We start from the raw sequence: 26564 nt of genomic DNA, 5'->3' as shown, positions 1-26564 counted from the left end.
ACGGCGCCGAACCGGGGCCGCAGCAGCCCGCGCGCTGACCAACGGGCGGGTGCGGGGACCCGCACCGCCGGAATCGGTCCGCGGCGGCCCGCGGCACCGCACCGCGCCGGGCGCCTTTCGAGGCCTGCGGTGAACGGCTTCCCGTCTGCGCCGATGCCCATGTGCGCAGGCGCTGTGGCTTGTCTCGCTCCCGACGTGGCCTCCACAGTGTCCTCAGCCGTCGGGCGCGAAGAAGCGACCGTGCAGTCGACACCTCCTGGAGGAGAGCAATGCGTTCTCGCACGGTCCCGCACCCCCACGGCGGACTCGCAACCTGGCTCGGCGTGCTTCCCGCCGTGATCGCCTTGGTGGCGTCCGGACTCGTCACCGGCTCGGGCCCGGCCGACGCGGCACCACCGCAGGCGGGATCGGGGACCGCTCAGCCCCATGGCGGCGGGCCGGTGGCGGGCGACGTCCGGCCTGCTGGACCGGACGGGCCCGCCGGACCGGACGGCGAGGCCGCGGCCGTGCCTCCGGAACGCAAGCTCACCACCGAGGTGAGGGAGCTCCTCGAGGAGAAGCCCGAGACAGACTTCTGGGTACAGCTCTCCGAACAGGCAGACCTGGCGGAGGCAACGCGGATCACGGACTGGGCGGAGCGCGGGCGGTTCGTGTATGACGCGCTGACCCGTACGGCACGCGAGTCTCAGGCGGAGCTGATCGCGGAACTGGACGCGGCGGGTGCGGACTACGAGACGTTCTGGATCACCAATGCCGTCTTCGTCGACAACGGCACTCTCGACCTCGCCGAGAGCATCGCGACGAGCCCTGCCGTCGCGGGGATCCACGAGCAGGTCGACATGGAGCATGTCGAACCCGCGTCCGGGCGACCGGACGCCCAGGCGTCCTCCGGTGACGACTCCGCCGACCGCGCCGGTGACGTGCCGTGGGGGATCGACGCCGTCCGAGCCCCTGAGGTCTGGGAGCGGGGCCACACCGGTGAGGGCATCACGGTGGCGAGCTTCGACACCGGCGTCGACGTCTCCCACCCCGCCCTCCGCGGGCACTATCGGGGCGCGGGGCCGGACGGTGCGCTCAGCAACGACTACAACTGGCTCGACATCCCCGGGGCATGCGAGGGCGCGCCGTGCGATCGCATCGGCCACGGCACCCACACGACCGGGACGATGATCGGCGACGACGGCGAGGAGCACCACATCGGCGTCGCGCCCGGAGCCCAGTGGATCGCCGTGAACTGTGTGGACATGTGCCGGGAGCGAGACGACTACCTCGAGGCCGCACAGTGGCTGCTCGCCCCGACCCGTGCCGACGGCACGGCCGCCGACCCGGCGATGCGGCCGCACGTGATCAACAACTCCTGGGGTATCCCTCGCCAGGCCGAGTTCGAGGTACCGGACGACTGGATGGTCGCCGAGACGAAGGCGTGGGAAGCCGCCGGGATCTTCGGGTCGTGGTCGGCGGGGAACTCCGGCCCGGCCTGCCAGAGCGGCAACATGCCCGGCAGGTACGGCCACGTCTACTCGACCGGAGCGTACGACGAGTCGGGGGAGATCGCTCCGTTCTCCTCGCGCGGACCGAGTGCCGACGGGAAGACCAATCCGAACATCGCCGCACCCGGCGTGGACGTGCTGTCGTCGGTGCCGGGCGGCGGCTACGCGGACGGCGCCCAGGGCTGGAGCGGCACGTCGATGGCGTCCCCGCACGTGGCCGGGTCGGTCGCGCTGCTCTGGAGCGCGGCTCCGGGGCTGGTCGGAGACGTCGCGACGACCCGGGACCTGCTGGACGAGACCGCCGTCGACACGCCGGACGACCAGTGCGGCGGCTCCCCGCACGACAACAACGTCTGGGGAGAGGGAAAGCTGGACGCGGCGGCCCTGGTAGCCGCCGCGGACACGGCCGCCGCGACCGTGGAGGGGGTCGTGAGCGGCCCGGACGGCGCACCGGTCGAAGCGGCGACGGTGACCGCCGGCACGGGCGCGACGGCTCGCGCGGTGGGCACCGACGCCCAGGGGCGTTACACCCTCCGGGTCGCACCGGGCCGGCACGAGGTGACGGTGCGGGCGTACGGATACGCGCCCGCGGCGGGCGCGGTCACGGTGACCGATGGCGGGACCGCCCGGCTCGACCTCGCGCTGGCCACCTCGCCGCGACACATGTTGCGTGGCACGGTCGCCGACAGCACGGGACTCCCGCTCGTCGGGGAGCCCGTCGTCGTGTCGGCGCCCGGTGCCCCCACGCTGACCACCTACTCCGACGGGGAGGGGCACTACCGCCTGCCGGGTCTACCCGTCGGCGGGTACACGGTGCAGGTCGCGGGCAGTCGCTGTACCGCGCCCGCCTCGGACCTGTTGTCCATGGACGACGACACCAGGCACGACGTGACCCTGGAGCGCCGCACCGATCTCGCCGGGTACACCTGCTACGTGTCGGAGTCGGGCGCGCGGACCGGGCAGGACAGCCTGGCCACACGGACCGCCGAGTTCGGGGGACAGCTCGGAACCACGGAGCTCCCGTTCGCCTTCCCCTTCTACGGTGAGCGCTACCGCGACCTGACGGTGTCGGAGTCGGGCTGGCTCTCCTTCCTCCCGCAGAAGGGCGCGTGGCCCAATCGTCCGGGCGGTGGCGGTCCGTACCGGATCCCCCGCGACGTCGACGTGCTCGACGCCGCCGTGTTCGGGTACTACAGCACCTTCGCGCTCGACGCCGACTCCGGGATCTACACCGCGCACACGACGATCGACGGGACGGAGGCGTTCGTCGTGGAATGGCGGAACGTCACCCGGCCGTACCTCCCGGGCCGCATGACGTTCTCCGTGACCCTCTACTCCGACGGACGAGTGGAACTCGGCTACGGGGAGACCAGCCAGGAACTCACGGGTCTCATGGCTCCGATCGGGCTGGAAGCGGCAACCGGCAGCGACGGGTTCGAGTTCTCCTACTCCGCGTCCGACGCGGTCCACGAAGGGCTCTCCGTCATGTTCGAGCGCCCGGCCTGGGGACGGGTCTCGGGCACCGTGACGGACGGCAACGACCACCACCCGCTGCCCGACGTGGAGGTCCGCCTCGTACCGATCGACGGCGGACCCTCCTACACCGTGTGGACCGGCGCGGACGGCGCGTACGCGCTCGCCGCCCCGCTCGGCGAGTACGACCTGTCGATCGCGCAGCCTCGCTACGGACGCGTGACCGAGCGCGTCGTCTTCGACGACGACCTCGACGACGTCGCGATCTCGCCGGGGCTGCGCACCGGGCTGGCCGCACTGGGCAGCGACGACCCGACGCTGCGCCTGGTCCAGGGACAGAGCGCCGACCTCGGTCTGACCGTTCGCAACGTCGGGGGAGCGCCGCTCTCGATCCGCGCCGGGACGATGCTCCCGGCCACCGAGCTGGCATCACCGCCCCGCCCCTCGGCCCACGACCGGTACACCCGGAGCCCGCGCCAGGAGTCGCCCCCCGGTGCCGAGCGTCCCGAGTCGAGCCGTGGCCGGCCCGTGGGTCAGATCTACACACACGCACGCGCTCCCGTGGGGGTGGCGGTGACGCCCGACGGCGAGGTGTGGTCCTCCGACGTGAGCCGCGGTTCCCTGAACGCGGCCGGGACGCCGTGGAACCTGGTCTACTCCCGCTCCGGCGAGCGCCTCGGTGATCGCGATACCCGGGTCGACGAGTCAGACATGCTCCGCGGGCTGACATGGAACGCCACGCTCGGTCAGATGTGTCAGGCGGTCGTGCGCGAATCGGGTCAGGGCGTGATCCGGTGCTACGACGACGACGGCGTCACGCACGAGCTCTCCGGCGAATGGTCGGGCATGGGAGCCTACGGTGTCGCGCACGACCCGCGGGCGGACGTCTTCTACCTCACGACGGCGCGGACGCACGACATCGTCCGGGTGGCGGGAACGAGCCACGAGAACGCCGGCGCGACGCTCGGCGAGTGTTCCCCGGACATCGGCGACGCGCTGGGCCTGGCGTACAACCCGACGTCGGGCACCTTGTGGACCTCGTCCAACTGGGCCGAGCGGGCGCTCGTCCAGCTCGATCCGGCGGACTGCTCGACCCTGCGCATCGTCTCCGCGCCCCCGGGCATGATCGACGGGGCCGCGTGGGGGCTCGGCAGTGACCCCGGCGGCGACCTCTGGGTCGTGGACCGTTCCACGAGCCGGCTGCGTCTCGTGGACGTCGGCGACCCGCAGATGTACCCCGTGGACTGGGTGAGGTCCGCCGACGACGCCATACGGCTGGCACCCGGCGAGGTCGCGTCGCCAGAGGTCGTCGTCGACACATCGGGGCTCGCGCCGGGCACCTACACCACGGACCTGGCGGTCGTGTCCTCGGCCGGCCGCGCCCCGGTCTCCAGGATCCCGCTGACCGTGGAGGTGGTCGCGCCGTACGAGGCGGCGATCGACGTCGGCGGGCCGGGTCTGGTCGACGGAAGCGGGGTCGAATGGACCGCGGATCGTGCGCTCGCCGACGAGGCGGCGCCGGAAGGAACGCCTGACTGGGGCTGGGTCGGTGACTCCGTCGTGGAGACCACGCGCCGGGCCATCACCGGTACCGAGGACGACGACCTCTTCCGTACCGTACGGTCCGCCGGCCGGTCGGATCCGGTGGCATACCGGTTCCGCGCGGTCCCAGAGGGCACCTACGACATCGCTCTCGGCCTCGTGGTGCACAAGCGGCACCCGCGGCCCGGGGCGGGCCTGGTGGACGTGGTCGTCGACGGGAAGGTCGTGCTCCGGGGCCTGGACGTGGCGCGCGAGGCCGGCGGGTACTCCGCCCTCCGCCGCACGGTGTCGGTGCGGCACGGCGGCGGGGACCTCGACATCGAGGTCCGCCCGCACGCCACGGGTCGGGGTGGCCACCGGCATCACGAGCACCTCGACCGGCCCGGGAACGGCCGTCCCTCGCCGCACGCCCCCGGCCTGGCGACGCTGCACCTGGCGCAACGCGCGACCTGACCGAGGCCCCCCTCATGCGCCGGGGCCGAAGAATGTTTCGCGGAACGCCTCCGACGATCGTTCGTGAAACATTCGGGAAACGCGATCGATGGTCGCGAGAAACGCGTCGGGCACCGATTTCATGCCGCGCTGTGGCTGTTCAGCAGCCTGTTAGGCGGCCTGTGGGTTACGTCTTGATGCTGCGCATATGCGCATTGCGCAATTTCCCACCGGGTTTCCGTGTCCAATGCTCCATATGGCCAGCTCCGGTGTCCAATAATTCGCTGGAACTGAAGTCCGAGAAACAGGCAGGGCAACAAGACAGGGTGCGCCGCTCACCGCGGCCCACCCGTAGCGGAGCTCCGGGTGGTTCTCCGTGCCCCGTCCCACGGAAAGGTGATCCATGTCGACTCCACGCATCCGGCGAGATCCGTCCTCGCGTCACAGAGCGCCCGCCCGGCTCGGTGCGCTCGTCGCGGCCGTGGCACTGGGGACCACCATGATCCCGGCGTCACAGGCGGCCTGGGCCGCCCCGAGCGGCCGGGCCGCCGTCGCGGAGACCGTTCCCGCGGCCCCCGGCGGTCTCCCCGTTCCGGACACCGACACCCCGACCCTTGTCGAAGGCCTCGACGAGCCGGTCGACGCACACGTTCCCGCGTCGCGGGCGGCGATCCGGCACCTCGCCGAACACCGGGCCCGGTACGGCGTCGAGCGCCCGGCGCGGGACCTCGAGGTGTCGTCGGTCGTGACCGACGGCGACCGCGAGACCGTGCGCCTCGACCAGCGCCACCAAGGCGTTCCGGTGCTCGGCGCGCAGTACGTGGTCCGGATGGAGCGGGACGGCGGGCGACGGACGGTCACGGGTGCCTCGGGCACGCTCTTCACCGGGCTGTCCGTCGACACGAACCGGGAGACGTTGCCCGCCGCGACGATCGTCGACCGCGCGGTGGATCAGGTGGCCGCCGAGCTGAACAGCGGGTTCGCACCGCGAGACAGGTCCGCGCTCGCGGGGCGGGACGGCGGTCTCGTCGTCCTCCCGGCGGGGGCCGGGATGCTCACCCGCGAGGTCGTGGTGACGGGAACACACCCCGTCACCGGCGGACCCGTGCGGCACAAGGTCTACGCGGACGCCGGGTCGGGTGTGCTGCTCACCGGGTGGAACGACCTGCGGACGACTCCCACGCCGACCACCGGGGAGCGTCCGGGCGAGGGGCGGCCCACCGGGAACTCCGGCAGGCAGAGGGGTAAGCCCTCGACGCCGCCGGCGGACGGCACGCCCTCGGTGCCGCGTCTTCCGGTGATCGCCGGCGAGAACGCCGTCGGCAGCGGTACCACGTTGCAGGGCGACCTGGTACCGCTGCGCCTGACCCGCGACCCCGACGGCACCTACTGGATGCAGGACGACGCCACCGACCCCCGGGTCACGACCCACGACGGCGACGGCGTCTCCATCCAGATGTTCGACGGCAGCTGGACCTCGTGGGACATGCCGGGCCTCGCGGACCCGGGCGGGTGGCACGAGTACCTGCCCGTCGTGTCGTCGCCGGAAGCCGTGCAGCCCGCCGGGAACACCGACCTGGGCGCCGTCGACGCGCACCGCGCGGCGGTCGCGACCCGCGAGTTCTACGCCGAGCGCCTGGGGCGCGACGGGATCGACGGCCAGGGCTCGGCGATCCACGTGGTGAACGACGTCGCGAACTGGGGCAACCCCGTGGTGGGTGCGTCCTGGGACCCGGTGCACCAGATCGTGCGGGTCGGATCGGGCGACGCCGAGTACCTGCCCCTCTCGGCGGACGTGGACGTGATCGCCCACGAGATCACCCACGGCGTCGTGCAGCACACCGCCGATCTCGTCTACTCCGGGCAGCCCGGTGCGCTGAACGAGGCGTTCGCCGACTACTTCGGCAACGCCGTCGACGTCGAACTCTCCGGAACCTCGATGGACGACCCCACCGCGGGCCTGGTCGGTGAGGACCTGTGCCGCACGTTCGAACCCGCCGAGTGCGCGATCCGCGACCTCAACGACGGGATGACCACGGCCGACTTCGTGAGCATCCCCGACGACGAGACGATGGACAACGGTGGCGTTCACCTGAACTCCACGATCGTCAGCGGCGCGCTCTGGGACGTCCGTGAGGCGCTCGGCGGCCGCCTCGCGGACCGGATCGTCTATCGCGCGCTGAGCGACTACCTGACACCCCTGAGCCGCTTCGCAGACGCGCGCGCGGCCGTGCTGGCGGCGGCGAAGGACCTGGGGCTCCGGGGGCACGCGCGGCGCGTGATCACGCGGGCGTTCGACGCGCACGGTGTCACCCCCCACTGGGAGCGCACGGTGCTGCGCCCGGACACGAAGGTCCTGGTCGACGACGTCAACAACGGATACAACACCTGGCCCGCCAGGTGGCGCTTCCACGACGTGGGCGGCGGCTGGTACGCGGTGCCCCGCGCGAGCATGACGATCACCGAGATCTCGCCGCTGGCGATCTGGGCCGGGAGGGTGCGCGGGCACGGCACGCCGCGGCAGGTCTCGCCCGACGACGGCCGCGCGCACGTCATGCCGGCGACGGACGGGCGACACGTGGCCTGGGTGGCGGTCGGGGAGACCTACGACCTGATGATCGCCCCCGTGCGCGGCGGCCGGCCCCGCGTCCTGTTCAGCACGACCGATGGGATCACCGGCGTGAGCATCGACGACGGCGTCGTGGCGTGGTCGAAGCCGGATCCCGCGTCCGCCTGGGCGGAGCGCGTGTTCCACCAGCGCGTGTACGAACCCGCCGCGCACATGCTCGAGCCCGGCGACCCCCTCGGCGACGAGGGCAAGCCCGACGTGCGCGACGGCCGCATCGCGTTCCTGCGGCGCGACTTCAGCGGAGGATTCGGCGTGCGGATCCATGACGTGCGGACCGGGGAGACGGTCTCGGCCGGGCACGACACGGAGGCTCTCGGTGCGGACGGGCCGGTCCTCACCGGTAGCGGCGTCGTCTGGGCGGCGAACCTGCTCTTCCCGGACAGCCCGTTCGGGTGGGGCGAGGAGTTCAAGACGCTGCGCGTCGCGCGGCCCGACGGTACCGGCTCGCGGGCGATCACCAGCGAGGACGGCGACGTGCGGTCGCGGGTGTGGAGCTACACGGCGTCGGACGACGTGATCACCGTGCAGGAATCGGCTCCCGGGGACGCCGGAGCCGGCGGTGACATCCGGGAGACGGTGCCGCGGCTGGCGCAGTACGCGTGGGACGGCAGGTTGCTCGGCCCCGTGAGCTGCAACCCCGGCGCACAGCAGTACCCCGCGGCCGTCTCGGGGCGCGAGGTCGTGTGGATCGACAGCACGACCGGGGACAGCGCCCTGGTGGTCGGCGACGGCAGGAAGGTGGATTGCTCGACACACCACTGACATCGTATATATCCGTAATATCCATACAGGCACACCCGCCTGTCACCCCCCACACAAGGAGAGCAATGCGTCACCGACCTCTCGGTGCACTCGCACCGACACACTCACCGGCCCGGCGCCGCGCCGTCAGCGCGGCATCCCGCCGGGCGGCACGCGCCATCGGTCTCGTAGCGGTCGCCGCGCTGGCCGGGGGAACCGTCCTGATGCCGGCGGCGGCGGCGCCCGGCTCGCCGTCGGGACTCGGCGGCGGGTTCGACCGTTCGGGCGCCCCGACCCCCGACCTCGCTTCGGTCGCCGGCCTGGAGCCGGTGTACGGCAAGCGCGCCGCCATCGCTCCGGGTCTCGCCGAGGCCGACCCGGACGAGACCGTGACCGCCTTCGTCCAGCTCGACGCACCGTCGGCGGTCGACCTGCACGGCCAGGGACGCTCTCGCGCACAGGTGCGCGACGGCATCGCCGACGTCGAGGCGATGGCCGACGCCGTGCTGCCCCGCTCCCGGGAGCGCTCCGCCGACCTGGACCGCACCGCCGTGACCACGAACGTCGTCGCGGGCTTCACGGTGACCGGCGGCGCCGGCGAGGTGCGCGAGCTCGCGGAGGAGCGGGACGTCCTCAAGGTCTGGAAGGTCACTCCCAAGCAGGTCGTCAACAAGGGTCAGGACGGATTCACCCGGGCGGTCGAGGCCTGGCGGGACACCGGCCGCACCGGCAAGGGCGTCCGGATCGGCGTGATCGACACCGGCCTGGACTACACCCACGCCGCGTTCGGGGGGCCGGGCACCGCGGAGGCGTTCGAGGCGGCCACGGCCGAGAACGGCACGCTGCCCGTACCGGACGGCGTCTTCGACTCCGCGAAGTACCTCGGCGGCTACGACTTCGCCGGGCACACCTACGACGCGCGGTACCCGGACCTCGATACGCCCGAGCCCGACCCGAACCCGATCGACTCCTACGACGACGGCGGCGGACACGGCACCCACGTCGCGGGCTCGGCCGCCGGATACGGCGTGCTTCCGGACGGGTCGACCTTCCGGGGCGACTACGCCGACCTCGACGGGGAGAGCCTGCTCGACTGGCGAGTCGGCCCGGGAACCGCTCCGGAGGCGGGCATCTACGCACTGAAGGTGTTCGGCGATCTCGGCGGTAGCACGAACGTGGTCATCCCGGCCCTCGACCACGCCGCCGACCCGAACGGTGACGGCGACGTCTCGGACCGCCTCGACATCCTGAACCTGTCGCTGGGCTCCGACGGATCACCCGCCGACGACCCGGAGAGCCTGTTCATCGATCAGCTCGCCGAGATCGGCACGCTCTCCGTGATCGCATCGGGCAACGCCGGCGACATCACCGACATCGGCGGGTCACCGGGTAACGCCGCGAGCGCGATCACCGTCGCGAACTCGGTGGGGTCGCACGCCGCGTACGACGCGATCGCCGTCGCCGAGCCCGCCGACGTGGCGGGCCCGTACCCCTTCCAGAACTCGATCAACTACACGGGCGACGACGTCACGGCGCCGGCCGCGTTCGTGGCCGACGACTTCACGGGTTGCTCGGCCTTCACCGCCGAGCAGGAAGCCGCCGTCGACGGCAAGTTCGTCTACCTCTACTGGGACGACAACAACGCCACACGACCCTGCGGCTCCACGGCGCGGTTCGACAACGCCGAGGCCGCGGGTGCCGTCGGGGTCCTGCTCTCGTCGGACCTCGAGGTCTTCTCCGGCGGCATCGCCGGGAACGCGGGCATCCCTGGCGGACAGCTCACCCGCCCGGCCACCGAAGCGCTGCTGCCGGCGATCCAGGAAGGCACGGTCGTGGTCACGGCAGGCCCCTCCCTGGCGAACAGCACCTACGAGGAGATCTCGCTCGGTGACACGCTGAACCCCGGCTCGTCGCGGGGTGTGCACGGTTCGCTGGGCGTCGTCAAGCCCGACGTCGCGGCGCCGGGTACGGCGATCTCCTCGGCCGGCGCCGGCCACGGGACGCAGCCGGTCATCATGTCCGGCACCTCGATGGCGTCCCCACACACCGCGGGTATCGCGGCACTCGTGGCGCAGGACCACCCGACGTGGTCGCCCGCACGCGTCAAGGCGGCCGTCATGAACACCGCCACGCACGACGTGTACACCGAGGCGGAGGGCGAGGGCGTCGCGTACGGCCCGGAACGGGTCGGCTCCGGACGAGTCGACTCGGTCGGCGCCGTGCGCACCGACGTCCTCGCATACGCCGCGGACGCACCCGAGCTGGTCTCCGTCGGCTTCGGCGTGGTCCCCGTCGAGCGTTCCGCGCGGGTCACACGCACGGTGAAGGTGGTCAACACCGGTCACCGTCCGGCGACCTACAGGACGTCGTACCTGGAGTCGTCGACCGCGGGCGGCGCGCGGATCTCGGTCTGGCCGGAGTCCTTCACCGTCCGGCCCGGCCGCACCGCGAAGGTGCGCGTGACGCTCACCGCCGATGCCCGTTCGCTCGTCCGGGAGATCGGCCCGGCCTCGTCGGAGACGGCCTCCATCGGTGGTGCCCGCGACTACCTCGCCATGGTGACCGGCCGGCTCCAGCTCACCCCCGTGCGCGGGACCGGCGGAGAGGCGTTGCGGGTGCCCGTCCAGGCCGCGCCCCGGCCGGTCGCCGACATCGCGGGCAAGACCGTCCGTGACCGCCGTGGCGGGACGGAGACGCTCGAGCTCACCGGACGCGGTGTCAGCACGGGCGGCTGGACGTCGATCGTCGCACCCTTCGCGCTCGAGGCGACCAGCCCGGCGCTCCCGCCGTCGGCCTGGTCGGGCACGTCGCGGTCGGCGATCCGGCAGGGCGACATCCGGGCGGTCGGCTTCGCCTCCACGGCGCCGCAGTACGAGGCCGCCGGATTCGACCCGTCCTCCGCGGCCGCCGGCATCGGCATCGCCACCGAGGGGGAGTGGGCGTCCCTCGGACTCAGCACCGTCCCGGTCGTCCTGGTCGACATCGACGACGACGGGGCGTTCGACTACGAGATCGACGTCGTCAAGTTCTCCAACAACCCGAACGCGGTGGCGACCGACGACGTCACGGTCGCCGTCACGTTCGACCTGCGGACAGGACAGGACATCTGGGCCGAGTACGCCAACGGCCTGGACGGCAGCGTCGACACCGGGGTGTTCGACAACAACGTGGTCACCGTGCCGGTCCAGCCCTGGCTGCTCGGTCTTGCTCCCGGTGACACCCCGACGTTCCAGGTGGCGACGTTCTCCTGGTACGCGACGGGGGAGGGCCAGCTGGTCGACGCCGCCGAGCCGTTCACCGCGGACCCGTACGCCCCGCCCATCTGGTTCGACGGCGAGAACGACGTGTTGTACGCGAGCGAGGGTGGTATGTCGCTGGCTGTGCACCGCGCGGAGGGTGCGGAGGAGGCCGAGCTTCTTCTGCTCCACTACCACAACGCCACGCCCGGCAAGCGGTGGGAGATCGTGGACGCGCCCTCCTCGCGAAGCGGCGACGGGCACCGGCCGCCGTGGCGCTGGTGGCAGCGCTAGGCACGTGTCCTCGTCCATGACGAGATGAATCCCCGGCCCGGCGGGCCGGTCCGGACGATCCCCGCAGCCCCGTGGACCCAGGCGGTTGCGGGGATCGTGTCCGGTGAGGGCCGGGATGCCGCAGGGGTGCGCCGGCGGCAGGGGCCAGAGGTTGGACCCGCATGGACCGGGGATGGTCATCGTCCTGCGCGGAGCACCTCGCGGGTCAGAGGGCTGAGCGCGATCGGCTCGTCCTCCGTCGCGATCACGGTGCCGCCGACGCGGGCGAGATGGCCGCCGAAGGCGTACTGCGATTCCAGGACGAAGGACATCGCTCGATCGTCGAGAGGGTCGGCACAGCGGTGTCGGTCATCTTTGTCGTCTCCTTCGTTGGGTCATGGAGCATCGCTCGCCTCCGGGGGCGGGATTCGGTGGTCAGACACGCGCGCCCGTGAGCTTCTCGCTGTCGGCCCAGAGCTGTTCGGCGCGCGCGACCTCGTACGACTCGTCCGACGAGCGCATCTCCGTGCGGCCGCCGAAATACGTGCCCGTGGTCGTGGCCAGCTCCGGTGCGGTGGCCAGCCAGGCGAGCGCGCTACCCGATTCCTCGGCCGTTCGGATGTCGGAGGTGACCGTCCGGCGCAGCAGCCAGGTGAGGCGCGGGAAGACATGGTCGGAGAGGAACTTCACCGGGGCGGGCAGCGAGCGGCCCAGGCCGGTCCCGAGCACCATGCCGGGGTCGAAGGCGTTGGCGGTGACGCCCTCGGGCAGTCGGCGGGCGAGGGCGTAGGTGAAGTACATGTTGGCGAGTTTGGACGTGCTGTAGCGGCGCTGGCCCGCGACGAACGCGTTGTCCGACTCGGCGGCGGGCCCGAGCTCGCCGCGGGCCAGGGCCTCCGCGTCGTTCCACGCGGGGGGACCCGGGAGGCGGAGGGCCGGGTCATGCACCCCGCTGGCGGTCACGACGACGCGCGCCGGAGCCTCGAGCACGGGCAGCAGCGCGTTGACCAGGGCGAAGTGACCGAGATGGTTGACGCCGAAGGTGGCCTCGAACCCGTCGGTCGTGTGGGTGAGGTTCGTGCCCATCTGGACACCCGCGTTGCACACCAGGGCGAATATCCGGGGGATCGCGCCGGATGTCACGCGGCCGGTCAGCTCCGTGGCGAACTCGCGGACGGAGGCGAGCGACGAGAGGTCCATCGTCATCGCCTCCACCGTGTTGCCGTTCGTGGCGGTGGCGGCGAGTGCCGCCACGGCCTCCTGGCCGCGGGCGGCGTTGCGGACGGGCAGCACGACGTGCCACGGCCCTCGGTCGTCCTCGAGGATCGCCGTCGCCGCCCCGAGCCCGATGCCACTGCTGCCTCCCGTGATGATGATCGTGCGGGTCCCGCCCGCGTCCTGAGGTGCCATGGTCGTACCTTTCTCTCGGTCGTCGTCGCGACGGCGCGCGTCGCGACGGCCTTCAGCCTGGCAACCACGAGTGACACCCTGAATACTTGTCAGTGTCTCTTTCTTGTGCGAAAGTCCCGATCATGGGAGATCAGTTGTCCGAGGTGCTCGACCTCGTGGAGATCCGGGGCGCGGTGTACGGCGGGTTCGCGGCCGGCGGCTCGTGGGCGGGACGCGCACCGTGCCACGACGCCATGAAGCTCATCGCCATGGTGTCGGGACGCTGCCGGCTGCTGACCGACGGCCTCGACGAACCGATCGAGCTCGCCCCCGGCGATGTCGCCATCCTCAGCAACCGCACCTGGCTCGAGGCCGAGGGCGGCCCCCCAGGGCCGGGTCCACGTCGCCGGATCGCGCCCGAGGAGAGCTTCACGGGCCTCGCCGACGCGGATCGCGCCACCGACGACGTCGTCCTCGGCACCGCCGTCGACTTCAACCCGGCGGGCCGGGAACTGCTCCTGAGGGCCCTGCCGCCGGTAGGGGTCGTCCGAGCCTCCTCGGCGACCCCGCTGCGGGCGCTCCTGGACCAGGTCTTCGACGAGGTCGCAGGCCGCCGTACCGGTTCCGACTTCGCCGTGCGGCAGTACGGCCAGCTCCTGTTCCTCGCGGTCCTGCGCGCCTATCTCGACCAGACCGAGGCGCCGCCGGGCTGGCTGCGCGTGCTCACCGACGAACGGCTCCGGCCGGCGCTGGCCGCCATGCACGCCGATCCCGCCGCGCCGTGGGGCCTGGAGCAGCTGGCGCGCACCGCCGCCATGTCCCGGTCGGCCTTCGCCCGCCACTTCCGCGCCGCGGCGGGCATGCCTCCCGTCGCCTACCTCAGCCGCTACCGCATGCTCCTCGCCCAGCGTGCCCTCCGGCACGACGACGTACGCGTCGGTGCCCTCGCGGCCGACCTGGGCTATGCCTCCGAAGCGGCGTTCAGCAACGCGTTCAAGCGCGAGATCGGCGAATCCCCGCTGCACTACCGGCGTCGGGTGCGCGGCGAACGGTCTGAGCGTCGCCGGCCCGCCCCGGCGTGACTGGCCTGGGGCGATGCAGGGGAGGGCGTCCGCGCAGGGTGCGGCCCTGATCCGCGAGGTCGTCCAGACCCTGCTCAGGCCGCCGGCACCGGTTCCCGTGATGCCGCGGCGCGGGCGCGGACCTCGCGCCGGTAGCCCATCGGCGACAGCCCCGTCTCCCGCTTGAACGCGTTGCTGAACGCGCTCTCCGAGCCGTAGCCGAGCTGCGCCGCGAGCTGCGCGACGCGGGTGTCGCCGTCGCGCAGCGCGCGCTGCGCGAGCATCATGCGCCACCGGCTGAGATAGGTGAGCGGCGGCACTCCTGCCACGTCCCGGAAGCGCTCGGCGAACGTCGTTCGCGACATCGTCGCGGCTCGGGCAAGGTCGTGCAGACCCCATGGGTGCCCGGGCTCGGAGTGCATGAGGTCGAGCGCGGGGCGCAGCTGCCGGTCCGCCAGGAGACGCAGCCAGCCGGGCGGCACCTCGGCCTGCGCGACGTACGCGCGGAGCATCTCCAGGAGCAGCAACTGGCCGTGCTGGCGGAGGGCGAACTCCGAACCCAGCCCCGGGGTGGCGAGCTCGGCGAGGAGCAGGTCGACGGTGGCCCGCAGCGCCGGGGACGCCTCCGCGGCACGGACGTGGCACAACGGGGGCAGGGCGGCCAGGAGCAGCGACTCGCCGGCCGGGTTGAGATCGATCCGCCCGCCGACGAAGACGTCGGCCGCACCATCGGCGGCCGCGCCGTCGAGCGCGAGCGGCGGGAAGTCCTGGACGACGGCGTCGTGCGGCATCTCGTCGTCGGGCCCGCCGCGCCACTCCACCCACGCCGGACCGTTGAGGATGCCGATGTCCCCGGCCACCAGCTCGATCGGCTCCTCGAGGCGGCCCGCCATCAGGCGGGCACTGCCCGAGAGCATCGCGAAGAACTTGAGCGGATGCCCGACCGCCGCACCGGCACGCCACGCCCCCCGCGCGACGACGCCGCCCGTGAGCACGCCGCGGACCTCGACGAGATCGAACACCTCGGACAGCCGGTCTTGTGCCATTCCCGTACTCTAACGCAAGTAGACCGGACGAGAGACTATTCAGAGTCCGGCTCCCGTGCGCGAGGCTGTCGGACATGACACAGCAACTCGCTCCCGGACCCGAGAAGCAGGCAACCACGACCGGCGCCACCGCCCGCCGCGCCCCGGCGCGGCCCGGATTCCTGCGCACCGTGCTGGTGCTGGGCGCGCTGGTCGCGCTCGGGCCGCTGACCATCGACATGTATCTGCCGGCACTGCCGGCGATCGTCTCCGACCTGGGGACCACCGAACCGTTGGTGCAACTGACCCTGACGGGCACGATGCTGGGTCTGGGGCTGGGGCAGCTCGCCGTCGGCCCGCTCTCCGACGCTCTCGGCCGCCGCCGCCCGCTGCTCGCCGGCGTCGCGCTGCACGTGGGGGCGTCGTTGTCGTCCGCCGTCGCGTGGGACATCACCGTGCTCGGCGTCCTGCGCATCCTGCAGGGCGTGGGCGCGGCGGCCGCCACCGTGGTGGCCATGGCCGTGCTGCGCGACCTGTTCGAGGGCCGTGCCGCGGCCACCGCGATGTCCCGGCTCATGCTGGTGATGGGCGTCGCGCCCGTCCTCGCGCCGGCGCTGGGCGGCGCGGTGCTCGTCGCCGGTTCGTGGCGATGGGTGTTCGGCGTGCTCGCGCTGCTCGGCGTCCTCGTCATGCTGGTCGCCGGGTCGGGATTGCCCGAGACGCTGCCCGCCGACCGGCGGAGGCCCGCCGGGATCGGGGCGACGCTCGGGGCCTACCGGTCCATCCTCGGCGACACGAGGTTCGTGTTGTTCGCGCTCGCCACCGGCCTGTCGTTCGGCGCGCTGTTCGCCTACGTCGCGGGGTCGAGCTTCGTCCTGCAGGGGAAGTTCGGTCTCGACCGGCAGCAGTTCGCCCTGGCGTTCGGTGGCTGTGCGGTGGCGTTGATCGGCGGCGCCCAGCTCAACCCCGTCCTGCTGGCCCGGTTCAGCCCGTCGCGGGTGGCGGGCGTCGCGCTCGGGGGCGTCGTGGCCGCCGGTCTGGTGGGGATCGCCCTGCAGGCCGCCGGGACGGGCGGGCTCGCCGGCTTCCTCGTCCCGGTCATGGCCATGCTGGGTGGCGGGTCGCTGGTCATCCCGAACACCACGGCGCTGGCCCTGTCCCGGCACGGCGAGGCGGCCGGTACCGCCGCGGCGATCGTCGGGGCGATCCAGTTCGGCACGGGCGCGCTGGTCGCTCCCGTGGTCGGAGTGCTCGGCAACGACGGTGTCGCGACCGCGACGGCGATGACCGGTTCGGCCCTGCTGGCGGCCGCGGCCTTGACCGCGGCATCGCGGGCTCGCTGACGAGCGGCCCGCGCTCGGGGCGCTTGGCCTCCCCGCGCCTCATGGTGCCGGACGGTGCGACCACCGACGCCGCGTTCGTCGACGCCCTCTTGGACCACCTGCCCGACGGCGTCACGGCGCGCTGACCGGTCATGACATCGCGCTGACCGGTTATGACATCGCGCTGTGACACGGCGTGGCGTGCGCAGGGCATGCCACGCCGTGTCACAGGGGGACCCACGCCTGTCACAGGGCGGCGTAGGGCTGCTCGGCTCCCTCCCGCGTGGTGTGGGCGGTCCAGTAGTGCTTGGCGATGGTGTCGGGCTGGGTCTCGGGACCGCCGCTCCCGATCCAGGCAAAGATCGGCACGTGCGCGACGTACACGCCGGTGCCCTCGGTGGCCTGGTGCAGCTTCAGCGCGTAGCTGCGCAGCGCGCCGCTGCCGATGGTGGTCGTGGTGAACTCGGCCGGCCCGGCGAGCGGGTCCTGGGACGTGCCGCCGGTGGTGTAGAGGATGGTGCCGCTGTCGCGCTCGATCATGGTGGGCAGCACCTGCTCGGTGGCCGCGATCCCGCCGTAGAGGTAGTAGTCGATCTGCGGCTGGATGGTGGCTCTGTTCGCCTCCAGCGGCCCCGGGTTGCTCAGGCCGGGGACGGGAGTGTGCGGGGCGGGCGAGTACTCCAGGACGTCGACGGCCCCGAAGCGCTCCTTGATGCGGTCGAAGGCCGCGGCGATCGAGGACGTGTCCATGACGTCGGCGGCGAAACCGGCGGCCTCGATCCCGGCCTCGTCCAGCTCCGCGGCGAGGGCGTCGAGCTTCTCCTGGGTACGGGAGACGAGTGCGACCGAGAATCCGTTGTCGCCGAACGCCTTGGCGATCGACAGGCCGAGGCCGGAACCGGCTCCGACGATGGTGATGGTGGGCATGGAGGGTTTCCTTTCGGCTGCGCGCGGCGAGGTTGGCCCCGCGAGGACGGGTGCTTACTGTTGGTGTGGTAGCGGACTGGACGGCCTGTGAGGGCGACGGGAGGCGAACGAGATGGCGACGGCGAGGGCGATCGGCGGGCCGTGCCAGGCGTGGCCCGCCGAGAGCGCGTTCATCCGCGAGGTGCTCGACCGGATCGGCGACAAGTGGAGTGTGCTGGTCATCAGCACGCTCGACGTCGGACCGCTGCGCTACTCCGATCTCCAGGCGAGCATCCCCGGGATCTCGCAGCGGATGCTCACCGTGACCCTGAAGGCCCTGGAGCGGGACGGCCTGCTGACCCGAACCGCCTACCCGGAGGTGCCGCCTCGTGTCGAGTACGCCCTGACGGGCCTCGGCCGATCGCTGGTGGGCGCCGTGATGACGCTCGCGAACTGGGCGGCGACGCATCACGAGGACGTCGCCGCCAGCCGGCGTGACCACGAACGCACCGGCGTCGGTCGCCAGAAGTCTGCCCGCGCGGTTTAGCTGTCCCGGTCTCGTCCTGCTCCATCCTTCACCTCACTGTTGGTGCGTAACACCATGGTGAGTGTGTTGATCGAGGCCTACAAAAGGCACATCGAAGTGCGTGAGGCGACCGCCTTCGTGCGACCGAGCGTGGGCTCCGGGTGGTCCTTGGGGGGTCTACTCGCGGGGCGAGGGCTGATCCGACGGCGCGGCGCGGTGCTCGGTGTCGGCGCGCGGCTCCGGGTGGTCCGACGCGGCGTAGGAGGCCAGGACCTGCAGCTTGTCGGCGTCGGGGGAGCCGGTGTCGGCGTGGTAGACGGCCAGCGTGAGGCCGGGCGCGCCGCCGATGGCGAGCTTCTCCCGGTTCAGCGTGATCCGGCCCACTGCCGGATGGTCGAGGCTGACGACGGCGCCTTCGCGCGTCGTGACGTCGTGCCGCGCCCAGGCCTTGCGGAAGTCCGGGCTCGCGAGGGAGAGTTCGCCGACGAGCTCGACCAGCCGGGGGTCGTCCGTCTCGTTCCCCACGGAGGCACGGAAGCCGGCGACGAGCTGTCCGGCGATGTCCTCCCGGCCCGCGTAGTGGGCGTACAGTGCCTGCTCGGCGGGGTCGAGGAAGACGTCGCGCAGCCGGTTGCGGCCGGCCCGCAGCCGCGGCGACAGTGCCGTGGCCAGGGAATTGGCGGCGAGCACGTCGAAGTACCGCCCCTCGACGAACGCCGGCAGCCCGAGCGCGCCGAGCAGCTTCAGGGTCCCGGGCGGGACGGTCTCCCGGCGGCTGCGCGGACGCCTGCGCCGCGGCCGTTGCGCGGCCAGGCCGAGGAGGTAGGCGGTGCCGGCGTCGTCGAGCCGCAGCACACGGGCGACCGACTCGAGCACCTGGACCGACGGGTTGCGGTCGCGCCCCTGCTCCAGGCGCAGGTAGTAGTCGGCGCTGATGCCGGCCAGCATCGCCACCTCCTCGCGGCGCAGCCCCGGCACGCGGCGCACACCCGCCCGCGGGATGCCGGCCCGTTCCGGCGAGACCTGCTCGCGGCGGGCCCGCAGGTACTCGCCCAGCAGGTTCGGTGCGTCACTCATGTACTCGACCGTAAGCCCGCGGGCTCCGGGGTGCCTGGTCCCCTCGACCCCAGGATCGGCGGGGTCCTGCCGCGGGCCGGTCCGGCGCCGGAGCCTGGTGACAGGCAGCCCGGCGCCCGGGCTGGGAACCGAAGGGAAAACACCATGAGCAAGCTCGCACTCGTCACCGGCGCCACGTCCGGCATCGGCCGGGCCTTCGCCGACCGCCTCGCGTCCGACGGCCACGACCTGATCGCCGTCGGACGCGACACCACCCGGCTCTCCACGCTCGTCGCGGACCATCCCGAGGTGAAGGTGCGTCCGGTCGCGGCGGATCTGTCCACTCCCGAAGGCATCGCCGAGGTCGCGGACGTCGCCGCGGCCGAGCCGGTCGACCTGCTCGTCAACAACGCCGGCGTCGCCCACTACATGGCCCTGGCCGAGCTGCCCGCCGAGAGGGCCACCGAGCTGGTCCACGTCAAGGTCCTCGCCCCCACGCTGCTCACCCGTGCCGCGCTGGGCGGGATGCTGGAACGCGACAGCGGCGCGATCGTCAACGTGGGCGGGATGATCGCGTTCAGCGGCCCGGCGCCGTCGTCGGTCATGCCGCGTCGGGCCGTCTACGCCGGCGCGCTGGCCGACCTGCTCGCCTTCTCCCAGACCCTGGGTGCCGAGCTGGAGGGCACGGGCGTGCGCGTGCAGGCGCTGCTGCCCGGCGTCGTCGCCACCGAGTTCCACACCCGCCAGGGCATGGATCTCAGCGCGGTGCCGCGGATGTCGGCGGACGACGTCGTGCGTGCGAGCCTGCGCGGGCTCGAGCTCGGGGAGACCGTCACCGCCCCCGGCGTGGAGGACACCTCCCTGCTCGACGCCGTCTTCGCCGCGGACCTGGCGGCATTCGGCGGGCAGAGCCCGAACCTCGCGTCCCGCTACGTCGGCTGACGCCGGTCTCCCGCGGGACGACGCCTGAGGGCGGTGTCGAGCAGCGCCCGAGGCCGGTACTCCTGGTCGAGCCGGGTGCCGCACGTACCTCGGGGATTCGGCGGTCCGACATGAGCATGGCCTCCTTCGCCGCCTCGACCGACGGCATGTGGCGTCGCCCGGCGGCGGGGGAGCGAGGCTGCGCTCACCTGAGCCGCCGGGATCGCTGCCGGTCTGCGCAATTGCGCAATTGACACAGGGTTCTTCGCTTGTCAGCGAACGTCTGCGTGGGTCAACGTGGCGTCAATGCACGGGGCGCAAGGTGGCGAACCGGCACGAACCACCATGCGTCAGCGGCCAGTTGCCTTGGCCGCCGGAGGAACCATGCATCTCACTCATCTTCCTGCTCGACGTCGGGCTGCCGCGGCTCTCGCGCTTGCCGGGCTCGTGGCCACGGTCGGCGTCGTCGCGCAGCCGGCCGCGGCCCGCCCGCCGCAGCCCGCGCACCACCAGAAGCTGACCGCACAGGTCGAGCACACGCTGGAGGAGACCCCCCGGTCCGACTTCTGGGTGCGGTTCTCCGACAAGCCGGACCTGTCAGCCGCCGCGAGCGTGCGCGACTGGGGCGAGCGAGGGCGCGCCGTCGTCGCCGCGCTGCAAGACACCGCCCAGGCGAGCCAGGCGGACGTCGTGGCCGAACTGGAGGCCGCCGGGGTCGGCTACGAGAGCTATTGGCTCACCAACGCGGTGCTGGTCCGCGACGGTAACCTCGCACTTGCCGAGCGTCTGGCCGCGGAGCCCGCGGTGCTGCAGATTCGGCACACCGAGACGTTCTCCACCGGCGACCCGGCCCCGGGAGACGAGGCCGACACCAACCGCACGGACGAGGACCCGAACGGCGCGGGCACCACCGACGAGGCCACCGAGCCGACCGCGTCGGACGCCGCGACGGAGGGCCCCGAGTGGGGCGTCCGGAGTATCGGCGCTCCCGCGGTGTGGTCCCAGGGCATCACCGGCCGAGGCATCGTGATCGCCAACATCGACTCGGGCGTCGAGGCGCTGCACCCCACCCTCGCCTGGTCGTACCGCGGCACGCAGCCGGACGGCACGATCGACAACGACTACAGCTTCCTCGACCTGACCGGCGAGTGCGGCGGCACGCCGTGCGACCCGCACGGGCACGGGACGCACACGATGGGCACGATCGTGGGCGACGACCACCAGGGGAACCAGGTCGGCGTGGCCCCCGGCGCCCGGTGGATCGCCGCCAACGGCTGCGCGACGTGCAGCGACGCGGACCTGATCGCCTCCGGCGAGTGGATCCTCCAGCCCACCCGGGCAGACGGCTCGGATCCTGACCCCGCGATGCGCCCGCACATCGTGAACAACTCGTGGGGCACGCTCATCCCGAGCGACAACCCATGGTTCTCGGACATCATCAGGAGCTGGGACGCCGCCGGGATCTTCTCGGTGTGGTCCAACGGCAACAACGCCGCCGGCGGGCAGTGCCGCACGGCGGGCGCGCCGGGAAGCACCCCCGAGGCGTACTCGGTCGGCTCATACGGCGAGGACGGTTCCATCGCCTGGGCCTCGTCGCGCGGGCCGGGTGCGGGCGGTGAGACCAAGCCCAACATCGCGGCTCCGGGATACCTGGTCCGTTCCTCGCTCCCCGGCGGCAAGTACGGCATCCTGTCCGGCACCTCGATGGCGGCCCCGCACGTCACGGGGACGGTCGCGCTGCTCTGGTCCGCGTCCCCGCACCTGATCGGCGACATCGAGGGCACCAAGCGCCTGCTCGACCAGACCGCCGCCGACGTCGAGGACACCTCCTGCGGCGGCACCGCCGCCGACAACAACGTGTGGGGCGAGGGCGCGCTGAACGCGGCGGCCCTCATCGCGGCCACCCGCGGCGGCACCGCCACGGCCACGGTCTCCGGAGCCGTCTCGGACGCCGACGGCGAGCCGCTGGCGGCGCGCGTGCTGGTGGACGGGCCGGTGGACCGCGAGATCGTCGCCGGTGCCGACGGCCGGTTCTCCGTCGACGTCACGCCCGGCAGGTACACGGTCACCGCCACCCACCACGGGCACGCCGGCGCGAGCAGCACCGTCGGGGTCACGGACGCCGGGGCGACGGCGGACCTGTCACTCGCCGCCACCCCCACCGAGACGGTCAGCGGCCGGATCGAGGACGCCACCGGCCGGTCGCTCGACGCGGCGACGGTCACCCTGCTCGCCGACGACGCCCGGCCCGCCGCGGCGACCACGTCGCAGGGCCGGTTCGCTCTCACGGCCCCGCGCGGTAACTATCTGGCGCGCGTTACCGCCGACCTGTGCGTGGGCACCGATACGACCCTCGTCCACGTGGACGGACCGGAGTCGCTGCAGTCGGTGGTCGACAACGCGATCGACACCGCCGGCTACATGTGCACCGGCGGCCAGGACGGCTACCGGACCGGGAACCAGGTGCTGATCCCGGGCGACGACGAATGGGCGGACGAGGGCGACAAGAAGCTCACGCCGCTGAGGCTGCCGTTCACGTTCCCGTTCTACAACGGCACGTACCGCACGGCCTACGTCTCGTCCAACGGGTACATCTCGTTCCAGGACGGCCTGTCCGACCCGTACGCGAACGGGATGCCGTCATTGAACGGACCCAACGCGGCGCTCTACGCGTACTGGACGAATCTTCACCTCGGGGACGACGCCGGGGTCTACACCCGGCGCACCACCGTCGAAGGCACGCCGGCCGTCGTCGTGGAATGGCGCAACGTCGGCTACGGCAACGGCTCCGAACCCGGTCGCGTGTCGTTCTCGGCGACGCTACGTGCCGACGGCACCGTCACCGTCGCGTTCGGCGACCTGCCACGGTCGCCGAGCCTGCGCGGCCTGGGCGGCATCATCGGCACCGAGAACGAGACCGGCACCGCCGGCCTGCGTCAGGAGTACGGGCTGGACGACGACGGCGTGGAGGTCCTGCTCCGTTCCGGCCAGACGATCGAGTTCTCCCGGCCCCCCGTCACCTACGTGACGGGAACGGTCACCGACCGGAACGACGGCAAGCCGGTCGAGAACGCCAAGGTGCGCGTGACCGCCGACGGCGAGCAGGCCGCGCCCGAGGTCCGCACCGCCGCCGACGGCTCATACACCGTCGCCGTCCCGGTGGGCCGGGCGACCGTCGGTGTCGAGGCCCGGGGCTACCGGACGGAGAGCACCGCGGTACGCAGCAGGCGGCCCAGCACCCGCGCCGACCGGTGGTCGCCGTCGCTCGCCACCGGCGTCGTCACCGTGGTCTCCCGCGGAAAGCGGCCTCCCGAGCTACGCCTCACCAGCCGCGACGGTGCTCCGGCACACGAGACGATCACGGTGCGGAACACCGGGTCGGCCGCCCTGACCTTGGAGGCCGGGGCGATGGCTCCCGCTGGTGAGCCCGCGGCACCGGGTGGTCGGCACGACGGCTACCGGGTCGGTCAGCAGGGTCCGGGCGCCGATCACGGCGACGACCGCACGGGTCGGCACGCCTCCGGTACCGCCGCAGAGTTCGACCGCGGCATCGGGCTGCGCCCGCAGCTGCCGCTCCCGGACACCGTAGGCGTCGTCACCGGCGGCTGGGACACCGCGCTCTCCCGCACGAGCGCCGTCGGCTACGGCGACGACGAGGTATGGGTCACCGACCTCGTCAACCGGGTGTTCCAGGTATACGACCGGGAAGGGACGCCGCTTCGCCAGGTCGACGCCTCGGCGCTCGGCAACGGCGGGCGGGACCTCGCCTACGACAGCGCCACGGACCGCATGTGTCAGGTGCACGACGCGTACGGCATCGTCTGCCTCGACGAGGACGGCTCCGTCGCGGCCACCCTGTCCCACCCGTCGTGGCGGGTCGTGCCCTGGAGCTCGCTGGCCTACGACGAGGAGGGCGACGTCTTCTACATCTCCGACACGAACCAGCGCGCCATCCTCGCCATCGCCGGGACCACCCACCCCGTGCCCGGCGACCAGCTCGGCTGGTGCGAGACGGACCACGCAGGCCTCCAGACGCTCGCGTTCAACCAGACGTCGAACACGCTGTGGGCCGGGTACTACTACGAGCACGGCATCCAGGCGGCCCTCGCGATCGACCCCGCCGACTGCTCGGTGCAGCGGTCGGTCCAGATCTCTGGTTCGTCCTTCGACACCGACCGGTCCGGCTCCCTGTGGGTGATCCGGCTCACGCCGGTCCCGGGCTCCCGGGACCCGCTGACCAGCCTGGACCTCACCGACCTGGACGACCCGCAGTTCGACCGGGTCGACGGCCTGACCATCACCGCCCCCACGGTGATCAGGCCCGGCAGGACGGCGACCGTGCACGTGCGGTACGACACCGACGACGAGCGCGGCCGGGACCGGCGTACGTCAGACCGGAGCGTGCAACGGCAGGAGCTCGACCTCGCGCTCCACTCGGACGCCGGGCGCAGGCCGCTGGTGCGGGTGCCGATGGTGCTGACCACTGAGTCCGGCGGCGGGCGTCACCGGCACTGACGGCAGTCGCGACATCGCACGGATGCCCCGCCGGAAGCGACGGGGCATCCGTCTGCCCCGTACGTCGACGGACCGGGCATAGGACTGCCGGTCTCCCGATGAGGACTCAACTTCCACCGGTACGTCACCGGGCACACGCTTGATGGTGCCGGGCCGCGCAGGCCCGGTGTCGTCACTCGACCCACTGGAGTTCATCATGGACACCACCGGAACACAGGCCATCACGGGGAGTCAGGTGGGGGCGGCGCACCCAGGACGGGTGGGGCCTGGCGGCGGGAGTCGGCGCCTCGCACCCTGGTGGTGCAGCAGCCGTCGTGACGAGGACGACGGTGCGAGAGCGACGGAGCAGCCATGAACGCCGTGACGAGTGGATCCGATCCGGCCGCCGGTCCCCGGGATGCGCCGGCCGGCGACCTTGTCGTCACCGACGCCGTCATCCATGCCACACCGTCCCGGACGATCCGCGGTGACCTGTGGGCCTATCGGGGGCGCATCACCCACGCCGGCCCACAGGTCGGTGCGGTGCAGCCGGACGCCGAGGTGATCCCGGCCGGCGGCGCGGCGGTGGTGCCTCTGCTCGTGGACAGCGCGGTGCGGGCACTTCCCGAGGGCAGGCGCGGCGCGTTCGACCTCGTCCCGGGAAACCCCGCGACGTTCGCCGTCATCGGGGACCGGGTCACCGAGAGCCGCATCCGGCGGATGCTCGTCGTCCAGCCTGGCGACCTGCTCGCGGCCGTCGTCGCCGGGCAGGTGGAGGCCCGGCGAGGCAGGCCGACGCGGCCGGCCGGCTCCGGCGTCTCCGACGACGACGCCCGGCGGTGGCACGGCGCGTGGCACGACCCCGGCCGGGACATGACCCAGCACCTGCTGCCCGGCGGCCGCTACACCGAGACGCGCGACGGCCGCCGGGACGCCTGGACCGGCAGCTACTGGGTGTGCGAGGACCGCATCACCTACTTCGACGACACCGGGTTCTGGGCCTTCGGGCAGCTCGTCGACGGCGTCCTGCACCACGCGGGCTTCATCCTCCGCCGCACGTGAAGCGGCGCTGCCGGCGCGCGAGGCAGGGATCGCCGGTCCCCCGATCGGCGGGTCTCTCCCGCGGGTCGGCGGGCCGCGGCAGAGTCGATGGCATGAACATCACCGGTAACACGATCTTCATCCCCGGAGCGACGTCCGGCATCGGGCTGGCCCTCGCCATGCGGCTGCGCGACCGCGGCAACACCGTCGTCATCGGTGGGCGCCGCGCCGAGCTCCTCGATCAGCTCGCCGCCGAGCACGGGTTCGGCACGGTCCGGATCGACGTCGCCGACGCGGCGTCGGTCACCGAGGCCGCGGCCGACGTCGTCGCACGCTATCCCGCGACCAACGTCCTCGTCACGATGTCCGGCATCATGCGGGTGGAGGACTGGACCAGCCCCGGCTTCCTGGCCGACGCCGAGGACGTCATCACCACCAACCTGCTCGGCACGGTCCGGCTCGTCGCGGCGTTCACCGCCCACCTGCAGACCCGGCCCGACGCCGCGATCGTCACGGTGTCCTCCGGCCTGGCGCACGTGCCGCTGCGGCCCACGGTGTCGTACAACGCCACCAAGGCGGCGATCCACCAGCTCAGCGAGTCCCTGCGGCTGCAGCTCGCCCCGGTGGGCGTCCAGGTGGTCGAGCTCGTCCCGCCGTCGGTCCGCACCGCCCTGCTGCCGGGCCAGGAGACCAGCGAGTTCGCCATGCCGCTGGACGACTTCGCGGACGAGGTGATGGACCTCCTCGAGAAGAACCCGGAGGCGCACGAGATCCTCGTGGAGCGAGTCGGCTTCCTGCGCCACGCCGAGGCGCGTGGCGACTACGCGGAGGTGGTCGGCATCCTCAACGCCGCCGACCCACACGCCCGATAGCACGACCGTGGTCCGTGGTCCGTGGTCCGTGGTCCGTGGTCCGTGGCCTGCGGGCCGCTGGCCATGGTCCGCGCGCCGCTGTCGACGGGCCGCGGGACCGCACACGGCCAGCCCGAGCGAATATCGCTCGGAATC

Annotated in this window: 15 protein-coding genes; 10 read left to right on the top strand and 5 right to left on the bottom strand. The window is 72.5% G+C overall.

The window, feature by feature from the left end; genetic code table 11:
- The first annotated feature begins 269 nt into the window (after positions 1-269).
- From IIE03_RS24260 to IIE03_RS24250, 3 genes are all read left to right on the top strand, one after another.
- Positions 270-4958 (top strand): S8 family serine peptidase, encoded by a 4689-nt coding sequence (locus tag IIE03_RS24260; RefSeq protein WP_192865376.1) that lies wholly within the window; start codon positions 270-272, stop codon positions 4956-4958.
- 382 nt (positions 4959-5340) lie between these two features.
- On the top strand, positions 5341-8328 hold the full coding sequence (locus IIE03_RS24255; RefSeq protein ID WP_192865375.1) for a M4 family metallopeptidase: 2988 nt from the start codon (positions 5341-5343) through the stop codon (positions 8326-8328).
- 65 nt (positions 8329-8393) lie between these two features.
- The gene (locus tag IIE03_RS24250; RefSeq protein WP_192865374.1) at positions 8394-11837 is read left to right on the top strand and encodes a S8 family peptidase; all 3444 of its coding nucleotides are present in this window, start codon (positions 8394-8396) and stop codon (positions 11835-11837) included.
- A 176-nt stretch (positions 11838-12013) separates the two neighbouring features.
- On the opposite strand, the gene IIE03_RS26525 is transcribed toward IIE03_RS24250, so the two are convergent.
- Together IIE03_RS26525 and IIE03_RS24245 are read right to left on the bottom strand one after the other, a co-directional pair.
- Positions 12014-12148, bottom strand: coding sequence for a hypothetical protein (locus tag IIE03_RS26525; RefSeq protein ID WP_264158635.1), 135 nt, complete (start codon positions 12146-12148; stop codon positions 12014-12016).
- Positions 12149-12251: 103 nt separating this feature from the next.
- Positions 12252-13226, bottom strand: coding sequence for an SDR family NAD(P)-dependent oxidoreductase (locus IIE03_RS24245; RefSeq protein ID WP_192865373.1), 975 nt, complete (start codon positions 13224-13226; stop codon positions 12252-12254).
- A gap of 122 nt (positions 13227-13348) precedes the next feature.
- Here IIE03_RS24245 and IIE03_RS24240 point away from each other — a divergent pair, with 122 nt between their 5' ends.
- Positions 13349-14287 (top strand): AraC family transcriptional regulator, encoded by a 939-nt coding sequence (locus IIE03_RS24240; protein WP_225998278.1) that lies wholly within the window; start codon positions 13349-13351, stop codon positions 14285-14287.
- Positions 14288-14361: 74 nt separating this feature from the next.
- Here IIE03_RS24240 and IIE03_RS24235 read toward each other — a convergent pair whose 3' ends face one another.
- On the bottom strand, positions 14362-15312 hold the full coding sequence (locus IIE03_RS24235; RefSeq protein WP_192865372.1) for a helix-turn-helix transcriptional regulator: 951 nt from the start codon (positions 15310-15312) through the stop codon (positions 14362-14364).
- Positions 15313-15386: 74 nt separating this feature from the next.
- Here IIE03_RS24235 and IIE03_RS24230 point away from each other — a divergent pair, with 74 nt between their 5' ends.
- The gene (locus IIE03_RS24230; protein WP_192865371.1) at positions 15387-16634 is read left to right on the top strand and encodes a multidrug effflux MFS transporter; all 1248 of its coding nucleotides are present in this window, start codon (positions 15387-15389) and stop codon (positions 16632-16634) included.
- Between the two features lie 225 nt (positions 16635-16859).
- Here IIE03_RS24230 and IIE03_RS24225 read toward each other — a convergent pair whose 3' ends face one another.
- Positions 16860-17540 (bottom strand): SDR family NAD(P)-dependent oxidoreductase, encoded by a 681-nt coding sequence (locus IIE03_RS24225; protein WP_192865370.1) that lies wholly within the window; start codon positions 17538-17540, stop codon positions 16860-16862.
- Positions 17541-17652: 112 nt separating this feature from the next.
- Here IIE03_RS24225 and IIE03_RS24220 point away from each other — a divergent pair, with 112 nt between their 5' ends.
- Positions 17653-18066, top strand: coding sequence for a winged helix-turn-helix transcriptional regulator (locus IIE03_RS24220; protein ID WP_192865369.1), 414 nt, complete (start codon positions 17653-17655; stop codon positions 18064-18066).
- A 156-nt stretch (positions 18067-18222) separates the two neighbouring features.
- Here IIE03_RS24220 and IIE03_RS24215 read toward each other — a convergent pair whose 3' ends face one another.
- Complete coding sequence (locus IIE03_RS24215; RefSeq protein ID WP_192865368.1) at positions 18223-19122, bottom strand: helix-turn-helix domain-containing protein; 900 nt, start codon at positions 19120-19122, stop codon at positions 18223-18225.
- A gap of 144 nt (positions 19123-19266) precedes the next feature.
- Here IIE03_RS24215 and IIE03_RS24210 point away from each other — a divergent pair, with 144 nt between their 5' ends.
- From IIE03_RS24210 to IIE03_RS24195, 4 genes are all read left to right on the top strand, one after another.
- Positions 19267-20043 carry an SDR family NAD(P)-dependent oxidoreductase gene (locus tag IIE03_RS24210; RefSeq protein ID WP_192865367.1) on the top strand — a complete coding sequence of 259 codons (777 nt, stop codon included), beginning with the start codon at positions 19267-19269 and terminating at the stop codon, positions 20041-20043.
- A gap of 363 nt (positions 20044-20406) precedes the next feature.
- Positions 20407-24537, top strand: coding sequence for a S8 family serine peptidase (locus IIE03_RS24205; RefSeq protein WP_192865366.1), 4131 nt, complete (start codon positions 20407-20409; stop codon positions 24535-24537).
- 351 nt (positions 24538-24888) lie between these two features.
- On the top strand, positions 24889-25578 hold the full coding sequence (locus IIE03_RS24200) for an Atu4866 domain-containing protein (protein ID WP_192865365.1): 690 nt from the start codon (positions 24889-24891) through the stop codon (positions 25576-25578).
- A 92-nt stretch (positions 25579-25670) separates the two neighbouring features.
- Positions 25671-26429: an SDR family oxidoreductase gene (locus IIE03_RS24195; protein WP_192865364.1), complete on the top strand. Its 759-nt coding sequence runs from the start codon at positions 25671-25673 to the stop codon at positions 26427-26429.
- The last annotated feature ends 135 nt before the right edge of the window (positions 26430-26564 follow it).

The organism is Myceligenerans pegani, assembly GCF_014892515.1.
In the GTDB taxonomy this organism is placed as follows: domain Bacteria; phylum Actinomycetota; class Actinomycetes; order Actinomycetales; family Cellulomonadaceae; genus Myceligenerans; species Myceligenerans pegani.
Note: the sequence above shows the minus strand (reverse complement) of the source record. Positions and strands in the feature narration are given on the sequence as shown.

Coding starts and splice junctions, on each gene's coding strand:
- IIE03_RS24260 (WP_192865376.1), top strand. CDS start 270: ATGCGTTCTCGCACGGTCCCGCACCCCCACGGCGGACTCGCAACCTGG.
- IIE03_RS24255 (WP_192865375.1), top strand. CDS start 5,341: ATGTCGACTCCACGCATCCGGCGAGATCCGTCCTCGCGTCACAGAGCG.
- IIE03_RS24250 (WP_192865374.1), top strand. CDS start 8,394: ATGCGTCACCGACCTCTCGGTGCACTCGCACCGACACACTCACCGGCC.
- IIE03_RS26525 (WP_264158635.1), bottom strand. CDS start 12,148: ATGTCCTTCGTCCTGGAATCGCAGTACGCCTTCGGCGGCCATCTCGCC.
- IIE03_RS24245 (WP_192865373.1), bottom strand. CDS start 13,226: ATGGCACCTCAGGACGCGGGCGGGACCCGCACGATCATCATCACGGGA.
- IIE03_RS24240 (WP_225998278.1), top strand. CDS start 13,349: ATGGGAGATCAGTTGTCCGAGGTGCTCGACCTCGTGGAGATCCGGGGC.
- IIE03_RS24235 (WP_192865372.1), bottom strand. CDS start 15,312: ATGGCACAAGACCGGCTGTCCGAGGTGTTCGATCTCGTCGAGGTCCGC.
- IIE03_RS24230 (WP_192865371.1), top strand. CDS start 15,387: ATGACACAGCAACTCGCTCCCGGACCCGAGAAGCAGGCAACCACGACC.
- IIE03_RS24225 (WP_192865370.1), bottom strand. CDS start 17,540: ATGCCCACCATCACCATCGTCGGAGCCGGTTCCGGCCTCGGCCTGTCG.
- IIE03_RS24220 (WP_192865369.1), top strand. CDS start 17,653: ATGGCGACGGCGAGGGCGATCGGCGGGCCGTGCCAGGCGTGGCCCGCC.
- IIE03_RS24215 (WP_192865368.1), bottom strand. CDS start 19,122: ATGAGTGACGCACCGAACCTGCTGGGCGAGTACCTGCGGGCCCGCCGC.
- IIE03_RS24210 (WP_192865367.1), top strand. CDS start 19,267: ATGAGCAAGCTCGCACTCGTCACCGGCGCCACGTCCGGCATCGGCCGG.
- IIE03_RS24205 (WP_192865366.1), top strand. CDS start 20,407: ATGCATCTCACTCATCTTCCTGCTCGACGTCGGGCTGCCGCGGCTCTC.
- IIE03_RS24200 (WP_192865365.1), top strand. CDS start 24,889: ATGAACGCCGTGACGAGTGGATCCGATCCGGCCGCCGGTCCCCGGGAT.
- IIE03_RS24195 (WP_192865364.1), top strand. CDS start 25,671: ATGAACATCACCGGTAACACGATCTTCATCCCCGGAGCGACGTCCGGC.